The organism is Rhizorhabdus argentea (assembly GCF_037861105.1).
GTDB classification, from domain to species: domain Bacteria; phylum Pseudomonadota; class Alphaproteobacteria; order Sphingomonadales; family Sphingomonadaceae; genus Rhizorhabdus; species Rhizorhabdus argentea.
Genome location: NZ_JBANFK010000005.1, coordinates 230,672 through 245,764, shown reverse-complemented (window position 1 = coordinate 245,764; position 15,093 = coordinate 230,672). Strand labels below are relative to the sequence as shown.

The 15,093-nt window shown below is 65.4% G+C and carries 13 protein-coding genes; 6 read left to right on the top strand and 7 right to left on the bottom strand.

Going from position 1 to position 15,093, the window contains the following annotated elements; translation table 11 throughout:
• The first annotated feature begins 88 nt into the window (after positions 1-88).
• From AAC645_RS07140 to AAC645_RS07130, 3 genes are all read left to right on the top strand, one after another.
• Entirely contained in the window at positions 89-1,702 is a 1,614-nt protein-coding gene (locus AAC645_RS07140; protein WP_340314868.1) for a DHA2 family efflux MFS transporter permease subunit, read from the top strand.
• A gap of 104 nt (positions 1,703-1,806) precedes the next feature.
• Positions 1,807-3,213, top strand: coding sequence for a magnesium transporter (mgtE, locus tag AAC645_RS07135; protein WP_340314867.1), 1,407 nt, complete (start codon positions 1,807-1,809; stop codon positions 3,211-3,213).
• 31 nt (positions 3,214-3,244) lie between these two features.
• The gene (locus AAC645_RS07130; RefSeq protein ID WP_340314865.1) at positions 3,245-3,652 is read left to right on the top strand and encodes a DUF1489 domain-containing protein; all 408 of its coding nucleotides are present in this window, start codon (positions 3,245-3,247) and stop codon (positions 3,650-3,652) included.
• On the opposite strand, the gene AAC645_RS07125 is transcribed toward AAC645_RS07130, so the two are convergent.
• The 5 genes from AAC645_RS07125 to AAC645_RS07105 all read right to left on the bottom strand — a co-directional run bounded on the left by AAC645_RS07125 (position 3,645) and on the right by AAC645_RS07105 (position 8,531).
• A complete protein-coding gene (locus AAC645_RS07125) occupies positions 3,645-4,358 on the bottom strand; it encodes a head GIN domain-containing protein (protein WP_340314863.1) in 714 nt (237 codons plus the stop codon). The two genes, AAC645_RS07130 and AAC645_RS07125, sit on opposite strands and share 8 nt — an antisense overlap.
• 129 nt (positions 4,359-4,487) lie before the next feature.
• Positions 4,488-5,006 carry a CarD family transcriptional regulator gene (locus AAC645_RS07120; protein WP_340314861.1) on the bottom strand — a complete coding sequence of 173 codons (519 nt, stop codon included), beginning with the start codon at positions 5,004-5,006 and terminating at the stop codon, positions 4,488-4,490.
• A 228-nt stretch (positions 5,007-5,234) separates the two neighbouring features.
• On the bottom strand, positions 5,235-5,573 hold the full coding sequence (fdxA, locus tag AAC645_RS07115; RefSeq protein WP_340314860.1) for a ferredoxin FdxA: 339 nt from the start codon (positions 5,571-5,573) through the stop codon (positions 5,235-5,237).
• Between the two features lie 140 nt (positions 5,574-5,713).
• Positions 5,714-5,995, bottom strand: a complete 282-nt coding sequence (locus AAC645_RS07110; RefSeq protein ID WP_340314859.1) for an RNA-binding S4 domain-containing protein — start codon at positions 5,993-5,995, stop codon at positions 5,714-5,716.
• Positions 5,982-8,531, bottom strand: a complete 2,550-nt coding sequence (locus tag AAC645_RS07105; protein WP_340314857.1) for a helicase-related protein — start codon at positions 8,529-8,531, stop codon at positions 5,982-5,984. Before AAC645_RS07105 ends, AAC645_RS07110 begins: the two co-directional genes overlap by 14 nt.
• A 214-nt stretch (positions 8,532-8,745) precedes the next feature.
• Here AAC645_RS07105 and AAC645_RS07100 point away from each other — a divergent pair, with 214 nt between their 5' ends.
• Positions 8,746-10,293 carry a peptidoglycan DD-metalloendopeptidase family protein gene (locus AAC645_RS07100; protein WP_340314856.1) on the top strand — a complete coding sequence of 516 codons (1,548 nt, stop codon included), beginning with the start codon at positions 8,746-8,748 and terminating at the stop codon, positions 10,291-10,293.
• 30 nt (positions 10,294-10,323) lie between these two features.
• On the opposite strand, the gene AAC645_RS07095 is transcribed toward AAC645_RS07100, so the two are convergent.
• Positions 10,324-10,617: a plasmid stabilization protein gene (locus AAC645_RS07095; RefSeq protein ID WP_340314855.1), complete on the bottom strand. Its 294-nt coding sequence runs from the start codon at positions 10,615-10,617 to the stop codon at positions 10,324-10,326.
• Between the two features lie 127 nt (positions 10,618-10,744).
• Between AAC645_RS07095 and AAC645_RS07090 the strand changes: the two genes are divergently transcribed.
• Both AAC645_RS07090 and AAC645_RS07085 read left to right on the top strand, forming a co-directional pair.
• On the top strand, positions 10,745-12,373 hold the full coding sequence (locus AAC645_RS07090) for a helicase HerA-like domain-containing protein (RefSeq protein WP_340314854.1): 1,629 nt from the start codon (positions 10,745-10,747) through the stop codon (positions 12,371-12,373).
• 106 nt (positions 12,374-12,479) lie between these two features.
• On the top strand, positions 12,480-14,654 hold the full coding sequence (locus AAC645_RS07085) for a malate synthase G (RefSeq protein WP_340314853.1): 2,175 nt from the start codon (positions 12,480-12,482) through the stop codon (positions 14,652-14,654).
• A gap of 27 nt (positions 14,655-14,681) precedes the next feature.
• Here AAC645_RS07085 and AAC645_RS07080 read toward each other — a convergent pair whose 3' ends face one another.
• Positions 14,682-15,077 carry an EF-hand domain-containing protein gene (locus AAC645_RS07080; RefSeq protein ID WP_340314851.1) on the bottom strand — a complete coding sequence of 132 codons (396 nt, stop codon included), beginning with the start codon at positions 15,075-15,077 and terminating at the stop codon, positions 14,682-14,684.
• Positions 15,078-15,093: the final 16 nt, after the last annotated feature.

Genomic DNA, 15,093 nt, shown 5'->3' with positions numbered 1-15,093 from the left:
ATTGCAGCCACGCGAGTCGATCGCGTAAAGCGCTTCCACCGTGCGGCATCAGCTTATAGAGCGTCACGGAGGGATTGCGCGGAACGGCATGAGCAAGATCGACAGCGACGCGACGCCGGCCGGACACCCTGCCGCACCAGCCCGCGGCGGCCAGGCCGGCCTGGCGGAGGAGGACCGCGCGCTCGTCCCCGTCGCACCGCTGCCCAAGGCCATAGCGATGATCATCATGGTAGCGGCAACCATGCTGGTCGCGCTCGACCAGACGATTGCCACGGTTGCGCTTCCCCATATGCAGGCTGCGCTCGGGGCGACGCCGGAGAGCATAAACTGGGTGCTCACCTCTTACATCATCGCCACGGCCGTCGGTGCGCCGATGACGGCGTGGCTGGCCGGGCGGTTAGGCCGCCGCCGGATGTTCGGCGCGTGCGTCCTGGGGTTCACGCTCGCTTCGATGCTGTGCGGCATCGCGATCACTCTGCCGATGATGGTGGCAGCGCGGTTGTTCCAGGGTTTCTTCGGTGCCTTCATCATCCCGATGGCCCACGCCTTCATGTACGACATGAATCCGCCATCCCGGCAGGTCCGCGCCATTACGATTTGGGGGTTCGCCACAATGCTGGGTCCGATCCTTGGACCCGTGGTGGGCGGCTGGGTTACCGACGCCTTCAACTGGCGATGGGTGTTTTTCCTGAATGTGCCGATCGGGATCGTGGCCCTGATAGGGATATTCATCGCTCTGCCGGATTTTCCGTCGCCCCGACGGGTGTTCGACCATGTGGGTTTTGCGATGATCGTCGTAGCCCTGTGCGGTCTGCAACTCGCGCTCGATCGCGGCACGCAGCAGGATTGGTTCGAATCACCCGAGATTCTGGTTGAGTTCGCCATCAGCATATCCGCATTCTGGATGTTGATCTTTCATCTGGGCAGATCTCCGACCCCGATCATCTCGGTGAGCCTGTTTGCCAATCGGACTTTCACAAGTGCGATCACGATCAGCGCCATCGTGGTGCCGATCATTGTCGCCGCCAATGCGCTGCTGCCGTCGCTGCTGGTGATCCTGCTGGGTTATCCGGTTTATCTGGCCGGTGTCGCGTTGATTCCTCGGGGCGTCGCCTTGGCGGTCGCCATCCTGATCGGGGGACAGATGATGCGGCGGATAGACGGCCGTTATCAGCTGTCGATCGGCATGATGTTGGTGATCGCATCGCTGGCGGTTCAGACTGGATTTAGCGTGCAGATGGATTGGACAACGGTTTTCTGGTCGGGCGTGCTGCAGGGCCTCGGCACGGGTCTGATGATGACCGTACTCAACTTCGCGGTCGTCGCCAGCGTTCCTGCGGCACTGCGGACCGAAGCCGCTGCACTTTCCGCGTTGTTCCGCAACGTCGGCACATCCTTGGCCATCGCCGTCTTCACCGCGCTGTTGGCGCGCAATATCCAGATCAACCATGCCGAGATAGGCGCGATGCTGGGATCCAACGGGACGCCGCTGGCGATGCTGAAGGCGCTGAGCCGCGTGAACATAGCCGAACAAGCCGCGGCGCTGGCCAATGCGGAGGTTACCCGGCAGGCGATGATGGTGGCTTACATCGACAATTTCTGGGCGATGATGTGGACCGTGGTCTGCCTGCTGCCCATATTGTTGCTGATGAAGCCTATCTCCGCCAAGGGCGCAAAGGCCGAGCCCGCCGGGCTCGAGTGATTGGCTGAGATATCGGACCGCACAATAGCGGTCGAGGCCATTGCCCGACACGGATTCTCCTCTTAGAGCCTGGCCGGTACCCGGTCCGAAGCGCGGAGGACGGCATGAGCGAAACCGACATTGAATCCGCCGATACCGCGCCGGCGGAGACCCTGCACGATGCTGACGACCGGCTGAAATCCAGCTTCGTCGATGCGGTGATTGCGTGCGTCGAGGAAGGCGATGCCGAGGGCGCGCGCGCGCTCGTCAGGCCGCTCCATCCCGCCGATATCGCCGACCTGTTCGAACTGGCGCCGCAGGAAATGCGCCAGCCGATCGCAGCCGCGATCGCCGAGCTGCTCGATGGCGACGTCCTGTCCGAGATGAACGAGTGGGTCCGCGAAGAGCTGATCGAGGCACTTGCGCCGCATGAAGTGGCCGAGATCGCCACCCAGCTCGAGACCGATGATGCGGTGGCGATCATCGAGGAGCTCGAGGAGGAGGACCAGCGCGCTGTGCTGCGCGCAATGGAGCCCGACGATCGAGCGGCGATCGAAGAGGCGCTGTCCTATCCCGAGGAATCGGCAGGCCGCCTGATGCAGCGCGATCTGATCGCGGTGCCCGAACATTGGTCGGTCGGCGACGTGCTCGATTATCTGCGCCGCAACGAGGATCTAACTACCGATTTCTGGGAGATATTCGTCGTCGACGCGGCGCATCATCCGATCGGCACCTGCAAGCTGAGCTGGGTGATGCGCACGCCGCGCAAGATCCTGATCAGCGATGTCATGCAACGCGAGCAGACGTTGATCCCGGTCGACATGGACCAGGAGGAGGTAGCGCTGCGCTTCCAGAAATATGCACTTATCTCAGCGGCGGTGGTCGATCCGGCAGGGCGGCTGGTCGGCATGATCACGGTCGACGATGTGGTGCACATCATCCAGGAAGAGGCCGGCGAAGATATCCTCAAGCTCTCGGGCGCAGGCGATGGCGACATCAACGAGCCCGTATTCGAGACCGTCAAGGTGCGGCTGTCCTGGCTGGTGGTGAACCTGGGCACGGCCATCATAGCGGCGTCGGTGGTCGGCCTGTTCCAGGGAACGATCTCGCGGCTGGTCGTGCTCGCCGTACTGATGCCGATCGTCTCGGGCATGGGCGGCAATGCCGGGACCCAGACCATGGCGGTGGCGGTGCGTGCGCTGGCTCTGAACCAGCTCACCTCGTCGAACACCCGCCGGATGATCTTCCGCGAGCTCCGTATCGCGATCATGAACGGGCTGTGCCTGGGCGCCATGATCGGGCTTGCGGTCGGCCTACTCTACGGCAATCGCGACCTCGGCATCGTCATCTGCCTGGCCATGGTGATCAACAACATCACGGCGGGCCTGGCCGGCATCCTCGTACCGGTGAGCCTGGACAAGGCGGGTGCCGATCCGGCGGTGTCCTCTGCCGTGTTCGTCACTACCGCGACCGACGTGATGGGCTTCTTCTCCTTCCTCGGCCTGGCGGCGTTGTGGGGATTGCACGGTTGATCCGATTGCTGGTGATGCCGATATTGCCGGGATGAGCGAACTTCACCTGACAAAGATTGCGTTCGGTTGCGACAGTTTCGATGTGCTGCGGGCGCGGCTGGCCGACCGGATCCAGCGCGGCGAGAATATCCTGTTGCCGACCCGCTACCGGCCGAAGCGGGCCGAGGAGCTTGTGGGCGGGTCGCTGTTCTGGATATCGCAGCACCGCTTCGGCCTGCGTCAGCCGCTGCTCGGTTTCGAGGAGATAGAGGGCGGCCGCTGCGCGATCGTCCTGGCGCCGGCATTGATCGAGGTGGAGCCGCGCCCGCGCCGCGCGCACCAGGGTTGGCGCTACATCACTGCCGCCGATATACCCCGCGACCTGGCGGCAGGCGACGACGCGGGCACCCGAATTCCAGCAGGCTTGCACGCCGAACTGGCGACACTCGGCCTTATCTGACGCCGTCGCCGCAGATAATATCGCCCGATCCAACCTTGTTCTTGGTGCAGCTCGGACGACCGGCGATCATGATGTCGCCGGAGCCCGCGACATTCGCCCTCGCAACCCTGGTGGGGCCGACCGCGATATCGCCCGATCCTGCAACCGACGCGTTGAGCAGGCCGACGGTTAGCCCGCCGGCGCGCAGATCGCCCGACCCCTGGACAGATGCCTCGGCGCGGCCGGTGCGACCGCTGATGCTCAGGTCGCCCGACCCGGTGACGACCGCCTTCAGCCGGCTGGTTTCGATCCGCGCGATCGACAGGTCGCCCGATCCGGTGAGGGCAGCCATGAAGTCGGTGCCTCTGATCATGTCGACATTCATTTCGCCTGAACCGGCTAGAGTGGCGGCATCGAGCATTGGCACGCCGATGTCGATATGGATCGTCTCATTCTTGCCCCATCCCATGTTGCGCCAGTTCCAGCTTTTCTCGGTGGAGATGACCAGCATATTACCGCGCGACTCGACGATCAGCTTGTCGATCCGCGCCTGTGGCCCGCGCGCGACCACCGATGGTCTGGCGCCGGTATGGACGCGCACCGTATAAGGGCCTTCTACTCTCAACTTGGAGAAGTCCGGTACCGGAAAGGGTCGCGTCGCTGCTGCGGCCGGCCATGCGGCGGTGACCAGGGACAGGGCGGCGAGGCCGGCGATCGACAAACGCATGGGCGGTCCTTTCCATACTGTATTGTCAATATAATACGGAGGCGGGGCTTCAATCGCAAGCGGCCCGCCCAAACGAAAAGGGCGGCCCCGAAGGACCGCCCCTTGCACGCTTCCGGCAGGCCGGAGAGCTTATTTGTTGTGGATCGCCGCCGCCTTGCGGAGGATGTCGAGGATCTTCTCCTGCGCGGAAGGCTCGTCGACAGCTTCCATCGCCGCGAGTTCGCGGGCGAGGCGGCTCGTCGCCGCTTCGAAGATCTGGCGTTCGGAATAGCTCTGCTCGGGCTGATCGTCGGCCCGGAACAGATCGCGCACCACTTCGGAGATCGACACCAGGTCGCCCGAGTTGATCTTCGCCTCATATTCCTGCGCACGTCGCGACCACATGGTGCGCTTGACCTTGGGCTTGCCCTTGAGTGTGGTGAGAGCTTCGCCCATCGTCACGCTCGACGACAGCTTACGCATGCCCACGGCCTCTGCCTTATTTGTCGGGACGCGCAACGTCATGCGCTCCTTCTCGAAGCGCAGCACGTAGAGTTCTAGCTTGGCCCCAGCGATTTCCTGGCTTTGCAGTTCGACCACGCGGCCGACACCATGTTTGGGGTAAACGACATAATCGCCGACGACGAAGCTCAGCGCCTTGGCAGCCATTTAGCAGACCTTTCTTTGGGATGCCGTACAGGTCCGCCAGACTCGCCCTCCCCGCGGCGATCGACGGCGATCCTGATACAGCGGATCACAGGTTCCTTGTTGCAAGCGCATTGGATCGCGCCCGAGTACGAATCCTGTAACACATTTATATGCGAAAGGCGAGCATCTTGGGCATTTCGCTAGGGTAGCGTGTGATTTTAGGCGATTCGCCCCGCGACGATGCGGGCGTCAGTCGCCCTGGCCAGGCTCCGGCGAGAAATATTTGTCATATTTGCCTTCGGCGCCCTTGAACTCGTCGGCGTCGGCGGGGGCTTCGCGCTTGCGCGTGATGTTCGGCCACTGCGCCGAGAGTGAGGTGTTGATTTCGAGCCACTGTTCCAGCCCTGATTCGGTATCGGGCAGGATCGCTTCGGCCGGGCATTCGGGTTCGCAGACGCCACAGTCGATGCATTCGCTGGGGTTGATGACGAGCATGTTCTCGCCCTCATAGAAGCAGTCGACCGGGCAAACCTCGACACAGTCCATATACTTGCACCGTATGCAGGCATCAGTGACGACGTAGGTCATTGCTACTCCCTCGGGCTGAGCGCCTTAGTGGAAGCGCTTTGCGCTCCTGCCACTAACGTTGATCAGCCTTATAAAAATATCGCAATCGACCCCCAGCCTCCCCAGGCGGTGGGATCGATGTCACGATGGACGGGCCTCCGTTAGGTTGCAGCCGGCCCGGCGTCAACAGGCGGCGACGCCAGATCGGTGTAAGACATACGCGCCTCCGGGGCGGGGCCGCGCCGCACGGGCAGCGCCTCGATCCGGATCACGCGGACTCGGCCATGCAGCGGAAAGCTCAACACGTTGCCCGGCGCGACCGTCGCATGCGCTCGATTTACGACCCGCCCGTCGATCCGCATATAGCCCGTCGCGGCAATCTCCTGGGCCAGCCGCCGCGTCTTGGTCAGCCGCGCGAACCAGAGAAACTTATCGAGCCGCATTTCCAGTGCCGGCGCCGGGATAGAGATCGGCCAGCGCACCGAAGGCGTTGCCCGGCCGACGCCCGTTTTCCTTGCGCGGCTCGCGCTTGCCCTTCCACACCCAGGCTTCGGGTTCACCGGGCGGCGTCGCACGGAAACCCAGAGCCAGCATCAGTTGGGCGAAGCTCGCATGGCGCAGCCCGAGCGACGTGGCGAGGCCGGGGTCGGGCGTGAATGGCGTGCGGCCCGTCCGGGAATCGTGCGCGATCCGCGCCAGCCGCTCGACCAGGTCGACGCGGAGCATCTGCGCCCCCAGCGCGCGATAGCCGGCCCGCACCATCGCCTCGCAGGTGGCGGTGTCGGTCGGTGTCGCCATGGAGACTGCGCCGGGCACGGGCAACTCGGGCATCACCTGGTCCTCGGCGGCGGCGAACAGCGCGATCCGCCAGCGCGTCGGCTCGGGTTTCAGCAAAGTAGGCGAGTGGACGTCCAGCGTACCGATCTTGACGTCGAGCCGCTCGGCGCGCGAACGGCCATCGCGATCGAGATGCTCGATCGCCGACGCCACCGCCGCGCGCGGGATGATCCCTCCGGCCTCGGCCAGCGGTGACAGCAGCGCGCGGAGCGATGCCGGGCAGGCGGGGTCGCGCGCCGCCTCGAAATAGCGGGAGAGCGCTTTCAACTCTCGCTGGATGCGGCTTTCGAGCCATGCGGCGAGGCGCTGCTCCACCCCCGCGCGATCGGCCGCCGCCAGCGGGTCGAGCGCGCGGTGCAGGCGGATGCGCGGAGTCAGCAGGGTACGACCCTTCTCCAGCCGTGCGACCACGTCGCCTCGCCAGAAGATCGCCACCGGCCGGCCGATATCGGTGGCCAGGCTGAACTGGCCGTCATGGTCGGCGGCGAGCTGCCGCGCGCGCGACGCGAGTTCGACGCCGAGCCGACGTTCGGCCGCTGCCATCAGCCGCTTCATATCGCCATGGCGGGCGAGGTGGTCGGCCTTGAAGCGAAAGCCGATGAGGCGGCCGATCGGTTCGCCATCGACGGTCACGGTGCCTTCGTCGTCCACCTTGACCGGCAGCATGAGCTCGCCGCCCTTCGCGCCCAGGTCGCGCATCAGCACCGATGTCCGCCGGTCGACGAAACGCTGGGTCAGCCGCTGGTGCAGCGCATCGGACAGTTTCTCCTCGAGCGTGCGGGTTCGCTCCGCCCAGGTTTCGGCATCGGCCAGCCAGCCCACCCGGTGCGCGATATAGGCCCAGGTCCGGACTCCGGCGATGCGGTCGGCCAGCGTCTCGACATCCCCCTGCACGCTGTCCAGCCGCGCCAGCTCGTCGGCAAACCAGCTCACCGGCAGGTGCCCGTCGCCTTCGCTGAGGTGGCGGAAGACGCGCGCGACCAGCCGGCTGTGGGGTTCGGCGCCGGTCTTTCGGAAGTCGGGTAGGCCGCACGCCGCCCAGAGCCGGGCGATCATCGTCTGGCCGCGCGCCCGCTCTCGTACCCAGTCTTCCTCGGCGAGCCGCTTGAGCACCGCCAGGTCGATCGCCTGCGGGGCCGCCCGCAGCACCTGCCGGTCGGGGCGCCGCTCGAGATCGGCGATCAGCGCATCGAGGCCGGCGAGCGAAGGCTGGCCCTCGCGCCAGTAGAGATGGTCGATCGGCGGAAAGACATGCGCTTCGATCGCGTCGACCTCCTCATCCTCGAAGCGCGCGTTGCTGTTGCCTTCGAGCGCGAGCGTGCCGAATGTGCCATCGCGCTGGTGGCGGCCGGCGCGGCCGGCGATCTGCGCCATCTCCGAGATGGTCAGCCGTCGCGCCCGTCGTCCGTCGAACTTGCGTAGCGAGGCGAAGGCGACATGGGCCACATCCATGTTCAGCCCCATGCCGATCGCATCGGTCGCCACCAGATAATCGACCTCGCCTGCCTGGAACATCGCGACCTGTGCGTTCCGGGTGCGCGGGCTCAGCGCGCCCATGACCACTGCTGCGCCGCCGCGCAGGCGGCGCAGCATCTCTGCGACGGCGTAGACCTCCTCGGCCGAGAAGGCGACGATGGCGGAGCGCGGCGGCAGCCGCGACAGCTTGGTCGCACCGGCATAGCTGAGCGTCGAGAAGCGCGGCCGGCCAATAATCTCGGCCTTGGGGACCAGCGCGCGGACCATCGGGCGGAGCGTCTCGGATCCCAGGATCATCGTCTCCTCGCGTCCGCGGGCGCGCAGCAGGCGATCGGTGAAGACATGGCCACGCTCTGGATCGGTGGCGAGCTGCGCCTCATCGAGCGCGACGAACGCGAATTCGCGATCCAGTGGCATCGATTCCGCGGTGGTCAGATAATATTGCGCATGGGGCGGGAGCAGCTTCTCCTCGCCGGTGATCAGCGCCACCCGCTCCTTGCCCTTGATCGCGACGACCCGATCATACACCTCGCGCGCCAGCAAGCGCAGCGGGAAGCCGATCATGCCGCTCGAATGGCCGCACATCCGCTCGATCGCGAGATGGGTCTTGCCGGTGTTGGTCGGCCCCAGCACGGCGACAACCGGCTGCGTGGCGAAGCTGGACATAGCGCCAAGATTGGCAGCCGACGGCACGAACGCAAGCTCGAAACGGCAGCGACTCGACTCATGGATATAAAAGACTCGGTTCGTCGCATAACGTCGCGCAGGCGCGGGGCATTAGTTTGACATTAACCATGGCGAGGCAGAGTGATCGTGCCCAAAGCGAAAATGTCTCGCCAGGGCAAATAGATAAGCGTTTTTTTGAAAAGGGGCGGGGGCTTTGTTCCAAAGCAGCGGCCAGGGATTCCCAACTGAGGGCTTCGCTTCGGGCAACGGAGGCGCGCTGACGCTCGTCAAGCCCAGCCGCCTGCAGGGCATAGGCCGCCTCATCGACGGCCCGATCGATCGGCTGGCCGGTGCGGATCTCGTCGTCGACCTGGGCGCGCGGATCGGCTCGCGCGAATGGTATCGCGGCCTGTTCACTTGCCTCGGCCTGTGCATCGCCGCGGGCATGATGACGCCCACCTTCAAGCAGATCAGCTTTGCCACGGAAGCGCCGATGAGCGCCGGCCATTATGATCAGGCTCGTGCGATGGCGATCGCCCCGCTTGGCCTCGGCGCCGATACCGGCCGCCGGCTCGCCGCCACCAGCGCGGTCGAGCCGCTCACCGACACGCCGGAGCGGCCGCGCGTCGATCTCTCCGCCACCATAGGTCAGGGTGATGGCTTCGGCCGCGTTCTCGAACGAGCCGGCGTCTCCCGCGAAGAGGCGAGCACCGTCGCGTCGCTCGTCTCCGATGCGGTGTCGCTGGACGATATCAAGGCGGGGACCCGGATGGATCTGGTGCTCGGCCGCCGCGCGGTCAAGACCGATCCGCGTCCGCTGGAATCACTCGGCTTCCGCGCCCGCTTCGACCTGAAGCTCGCGCTCGAGCGGATCGATGGCCAGCTCCGTCTCAAGCGCATTCCGATCGCGGTCGACAACACCCCGCTGCGCATCCAGGGCCGGGTCGGCTCGAGCCTCTATCAGTCGGCCCGCGCCGCCGGCGTGCCCGGCGATGCTATCGAGGCCTTCATCAAGGCGGTGTCGCAGAAGCTGTCGCTGCGTGGCATCGGCTCGGACGCGCGCTTCGACGCCATCATCGAGCATGCCCGCGCCGAGACCGGAGAGGTCAAGATCGGTAGCCTGCTGTTCGCGGGGATCGTCGAGGGCCGCAAGAAGGTCCAGATGCTCAAATGGAGCAGCGGCGGTCGGGACCAATGGTATGAGGCCAATGGCGTCGGCGAAACCAAGGGCGTCATGCGCCAGCCGGTGCTCGGCCACCTGACATCGAGCTTCGGCATGCGCTTTCATCCGATTCTCGGCTTCTCACGCATGCACCAGGGCATGGATTTCGGAGCCCCAATGGGTGCGCCGATCGTGGCGGCGACCGATGGCGTGGTCAGCTTCGCCGGCCGCCACGGCGGACATGGCAACTATGTCCGGCTCAACCATGCCGGGGGCATCGAGACCGGTTACGCCCATATGAGCCGGATCATCGCCAAGCCCGGCGAGCGGGTTCGCCAGGGCCAGTTGATCGGCTATGTCGGCTCGACCGGCCTCTCGACCGGCCCGCACCTTCATTATGAGGTGTTCCGCAATGGCCAGGCGATAAACCCCGCCTCGATGAAGTTCACCACGGTCCAGCAGCTGGGCGGCCGCGACCTCGCCAACTTCAAGGCGAAACTGAGCAACCTGCTTTCGGTGCGCATCGCCAATGGCGGCGGCGCGGCGAAGGCAGAAAAGAGTGCCGAGGCGAAGGGCAAGGACAAGCCGAAAAAGGGCTGAGGGCCGATCGCCCGCTAGTCCGGTCAAGTGTCAGGCCGCTGCGTTCTTCCGCCGCGTAACCCACCCTTTCCGCGCTGCCGCCGACCGCTGCTCGGCCGAGCCCGATTTATGCGCCTTGCCACCTCGCGAGGATGACACATGTGTATCCGGCTTGCCGCGGCCCGAGCCTGATTTGTTGCCGCCGCCTGACTCCTTGTTCACCGTCGCCCAGGCCCGGCGCTCGGCCTCCTTCTTCGGGACGCCGCGTTCCTCATAGCCTTCCTCGATATGCTCGGCCTTGCGTTTCTGCTTGCCGGTATAAGCATCCTTGTCTCCGCGCGGCATGTCCGCCTCCTCTGCTGGGATCGAGAGCGTAAACGCCCGAAGCGAGGGTGATATCCCGCGCGTTGCCGCCTTCCGCTTGCCGTTGTTGCCCGCTAAACCTGCAGCTTCGGCATCATAGGAGAGCGGCATGATCGATGAGCAAGGGATCTTCCTCGGTGCCAGCCCCAGCCCTGCGGGCCCCCAGCCGCAGCATCTCAACCTTCGCCGCGCCAATCGCCACGGCCTCATCGCCGGCGCGACCGGCACCGGCAAGACCGTCACCCTGCAGGGTATCGCGGAGAATTTCTCCGCCGCCGGGGTTTCGGTGTTCCTTGCCGATGTGAAGGGCGATCTCGCCGGCATAGCGATGGCAGGGTCGCCGACCGCGAAAAACGCCGAAAAGCTGGTCGCGCGCGCTGCCGAAATCGGGCTGCAGAACTTCAGCTGGGGCGACAATCCGGCGGTGTTCTGGGATCTCTATGGCGAGCAGGGTCATCCGATCCGCACCACCGTCTCGGAAATGGGACCGCTGCTGCTCGCCCGGCTGATGAACCTCAACGAAGTCCAGGAAGGCGTGCTCAACGTCGCCTTCCGTTATGCCGATGAGGAAGGGCTGCTGCTGCTCGACCTTGGCGATCTCCAGGCGATGCTCGCCCATTGCGCCGAGAATGCCGATACGCTCTCGACGCGCTATGGCAATGTCACCAAGGCAAGCGTGGGTTCGATCCAGCGCCAGCTGCTCCAGCTCGACAGCCAGGGCGGCGCCCATTTCTTCGGTGAGCCGGCGCTCGACATCCACGACTTTCTCGGGCTCGACGACCAGGGCCGCGGCTTTGTGAATATCCTCGCCGCCGACAAGCTGATGCAGAGCCCGAAGCTCTATGCGAGCTTCCTGCTCTGGCTGCTGAGCGAGCTGTTCGAGACGCTTCCCGAGGTCGGCGATCCCGACAAGCCGAAGCTCGTCTTCTTCTTTGACGAGGCGCACCTGCTGTTCGAGGACGCACCCAAGGCGCTGACCGACAAGATCGAGCAGGTCGTCCGGCTGATCCGCTCGAAGGGCGTTGGCGTCTATTTCATCACGCAGAACCCGATCGACGTGCCGGAGGACGTCGCCGCCCAGCTCGGCAACCGCGTCCAGCACGCGCTGCGCGCCTTCACGCCGCGCGACCAGAAGGCGATCGAGGCCGCCGCGCAGACCTTCCGCATCAATCCCGACCTCGACGTCGCCAAGGCGATCATCGAGCTCAAGGTCGGCGAGGCGCTGGTGTCGGTGCTGCAGGAGGATGGATCGCCCAGCATCGTCCAGCGCACCCTGATCGCGCCGCCGCGCTCGCGGCTGGGGCCGCTGGATGCGAAGGAGCGCGCCGTCATCCAGTCGATCTCGCCGGTTGCGGGCAAATATGACGAAGGCATCAACCGGGAGTCTGCCCAGGAAATCCTCGCAGCCCGCGGCAATGCGGCGGCCGCGGCGGCCCAGGCGGCCAAGGCACAGGCGGAGTCCGACAAGGCTGCGGCGGTCCAGGCGAAGGTCGAGGCGAAGCAGCAGGAGCAGGCGCTGAAGGAGCAGGCGCGGCTCGACGCCATCGCCGCGCGCGAAGCGGCGAAGCCTTCGGGGATGGACCGCGCCATCCAGTCGGCCACTCGCGCGGCGGCCTCCTCGGTGGGGCGGCAGGTCGCCAACGAACTCGGCCGCGCGGTGTTTGGCGGCAACCGGCGCGGATCGAGCGGCATCGCCGGCCAGCTGGTGCGCGGCATTCTCGGCGGCCTGTTCAAATAGGCCGCTCGATTTGCTCCTCAGCAGAACAGATGCTTTGAATATTATCCCGATAGTGTCAAATCGTCTGGTACGCTAAGCGGGCCGCCTTCTCTAAAGCGAGGCGGCGATGACGGTGATGATCGACAAGGCGGGGCTGAAGGTTGCGGAGGTGCTCGTCCGCTTCGTCGAGGACAGGGCGCTGCCGGGCACAGGCATCGCGCCGGACGCGTTCTGGGCCGGCATGGCCGACATCTATACCCGCTTCGCGCCTGAAAATCGTGCGCTGCTCGCGCGGCGCGATGCGCTCCAGGAAAAGATCGACGCTTGGCACGTCGAGCAGGCGGGCAAGCCGATCGACATGGCTGCTTACAAGGCCTTCCTGACCGGAATCGGCTATCTCGTCCCCGAGCCTGCTCCCTTCTCGGTCGGATCGGCCAATGTCGATGCCGAGGTCGCGACCACCGCCGGACCGCAGCTGGTGGTGCCGATCCTCAACGCGCGTTTCCTGCTCAATGCGGCAAATGCGCGCTGGGGCAGCCTCTATGATGCGCTGTACGGCACCGATGCAATTCCGGGCGCGGCGGCCGGCAAGGGTTATGATGCCGCGCGCGGAGCGCAGGTGATCGCCTGGGCCAAGGCCTTCCTCGACAAGGCGGTGCCCTTGAAGCGGGCTTTGTGGTCCGACGTCACCGACACCATCCTCGGCGGCGATCTTCGACAGTCGGGGGAGGTTCTCGATTTTGAGGCCAAAGGCACATTCATTGGCTTGGAGGATCCGTCGCAATTTGTGGGTTCGAAATCGACCGAGGGCTTCGTTAAGGCGCTGCTGTTCAGGCATAACGGCCTGCACATCGAGGTAGTGATCGATCCGGCACATCCGATCGGCAAGGACGATCCCGCAGGCATCTCCGACGTCATCCTCGAGTCCGCGTTGACGACGATCTGCGACCTCGAGGATTCAGTCGCGGCGGTCGATGCCGAGGACAAGGTCGCGGCCTATGCCAACTGGCTCGGCCTGATGAAGGGCGACCTCGAGGCGAGCTTCGACAAGCGCGGCAAGACCGTCACCCGGAGCTTAGATCCGGACCGCAGTTACACGGCGCCCGACGGCTCTGTCCTGACGCTCCCGGGCCGCAGCCTGTTGTTCGTCCGTAACGTCGGCCATTTGATGACGACGCCCGCGGTGCTGCTCGCCGACGGCAGCGAGGCGCCCGAGGGCATTCTCGACGCGATCGTCACCGTCATGATCGCCATGCACGACCTCAAGGGTCCCGGTCAGTTCCGCAACAGTGCGGCCGGGTCGGTCTACATCGTCAAGCCGAAGATGCATGGTCCCGACGAGGCGGCGCTCACCAACAGCCTGTTTGACGCGGTCGAGGATATGCTCGGCCTGGCGCGCCACACCATCAAGGTGGGCGTGATGGACGAGGAGCGTCGCACCTCGGCCAATCTCGCCGCCTGCATCCATGCGGTGAAGGACCGCATCATGTTCATCAACACCGGCTTCCTCGATCGCACCGGTGACGAGATGCACACGTCGATGCGGGCCGGCCCGATGATCCGCAAGGGCGACATGAAGACCAGCGACTGGATCGCCGCCTATGAGGATCGCAATGTCCAGATCGGCCTCGCCTGCGGGCTGTCGGGCAAGGCACAGATCGGCAAGGGCATGTGGGCCGCACCCGACAAGATGGGCGACATGCTGGTCCAGAAGATCGGGCATCCGAAGACTGGCGCCAACACCGCCTGGGTGCCGTCGCCGACCGCGGCGACCCTCCACGCGACCCATTATCACGAGGTCGACGTGTTCGCGCGTCAGGCGGAACGAAAGGCGGAGCCGGTCGCCAGCCTCGATCGCCTGCTGACCATCCCCGTCGCGCGCGGCCAGAACTGGACGCCGGACGACGTCCGCGCCGAACTCGACAACAATGCCCAGGGCATCCTCGGCTATGTGGTGCGCTGGATCGACCAGGGGGTGGGCTGCTCGAAGGTTCCCGATATTCACGATGTCGGCCTGATGGAGGATCGCGCGACGCTGCGCATCTCGTCGCAGCACATGGCGAACTGGATGCTGCACGGCGTCTGTTCGGGCGCCGAGGCGGACGCTGCGCTCAAGCGCATGGCGGTCAAGGTCGATGGGCAGAATGCGGGCGATCCGCTCTACCGGCCGATGGCCGGCAACGAGGATGCGAGCCTGGCCTTCCAGGCCGCCCGCGCGCTGGTGTTCGAGGGTGTCGAGCAACCCAACGGCTACACGGAGCCGCTGCTGCATCGCTATCGGCGGCGGGTGAAAGGCGACTGATCACGACGCCTCTGCGGCGCGCGCGGCTTAGTTGACGAACAAGCTGGCCACCGACTGTTCGGCGACGCTGGCCATTCCGTCACGATTCGCGTCGGCCATGTCGAACAGTTCCAGCGGCCGGGCCTCCGCCTCGTTCAGGCTGATCCGGCCGTTTCCGTCGACATCGCTGCGGTCGAACCAGCTGCGGCCGATATGGGTGAGCCCGCGGCCATGGTCGGGCATCGCCTCCTGCCGCTCGCGATATCGCTCGAACTCATCCTGACTGATCGCGCCATCGTGGTTGAGGTCCATTTCGGCGAATTGGCGTTTGACGGTGGAGACGACATCGTTGCGCGAGATCGGGCGCTCGCCAAGCTGGAGCCCCGCCTGCGCCGGCGCGGCAGCGGCAACCGCGAGCACAGCCGCCAAGATCGTCCTGTTCATCGGATTCATCCCATAG

Bases quoted from the DNA above. Each gene is read 5' to 3' on its own strand.
- mgtE (WP_340314867.1), top strand. From the start codon at position 1,807: ATGAGCGAAACCGACATTGAATCCGCCGATACCGCGCCGGCGGAGACC.
- AAC645_RS07130 (WP_340314865.1), top strand. From the start codon at position 3,245: ATGAGCGAACTTCACCTGACAAAGATTGCGTTCGGTTGCGACAGTTTC.
- AAC645_RS07125 (WP_340314863.1), bottom strand. From the start codon at position 4,358: ATGCGTTTGTCGATCGCCGGCCTCGCCGCCCTGTCCCTGGTCACCGCC.
- AAC645_RS07120 (WP_340314861.1), bottom strand. From the start codon at position 5,006: ATGGCTGCCAAGGCGCTGAGCTTCGTCGTCGGCGATTATGTCGTTTAC.
- fdxA (WP_340314860.1), bottom strand. From the start codon at position 5,573: ATGACCTACGTCGTCACTGATGCCTGCATACGGTGCAAGTATATGGAC.
- AAC645_RS07090 (WP_340314854.1), top strand. From the start codon at position 10,745: ATGATCGATGAGCAAGGGATCTTCCTCGGTGCCAGCCCCAGCCCTGCG.
- AAC645_RS07080 (WP_340314851.1), bottom strand. From the start codon at position 15,077: ATGAACAGGACGATCTTGGCGGCTGTGCTCGCGGTTGCCGCTGCCGCG.
- AAC645_RS07140 (WP_340314868.1), top strand. From the start codon at position 89: ATGAGCAAGATCGACAGCGACGCGACGCCGGCCGGACACCCTGCCGCA.
- AAC645_RS07110 (WP_340314859.1), bottom strand. From the start codon at position 5,995: ATGCGGCTCGATAAGTTTCTCTGGTTCGCGCGGCTGACCAAGACGCGG.
- AAC645_RS07095 (WP_340314855.1), bottom strand. From the start codon at position 10,617: ATGCCGCGCGGAGACAAGGATGCTTATACCGGCAAGCAGAAACGCAAG.
- AAC645_RS07105 (WP_340314857.1), bottom strand. From the start codon at position 8,531: ATGTCCAGCTTCGCCACGCAGCCGGTTGTCGCCGTGCTGGGGCCGACC.
- AAC645_RS07085 (WP_340314853.1), top strand. From the start codon at position 12,480: ATGACGGTGATGATCGACAAGGCGGGGCTGAAGGTTGCGGAGGTGCTC.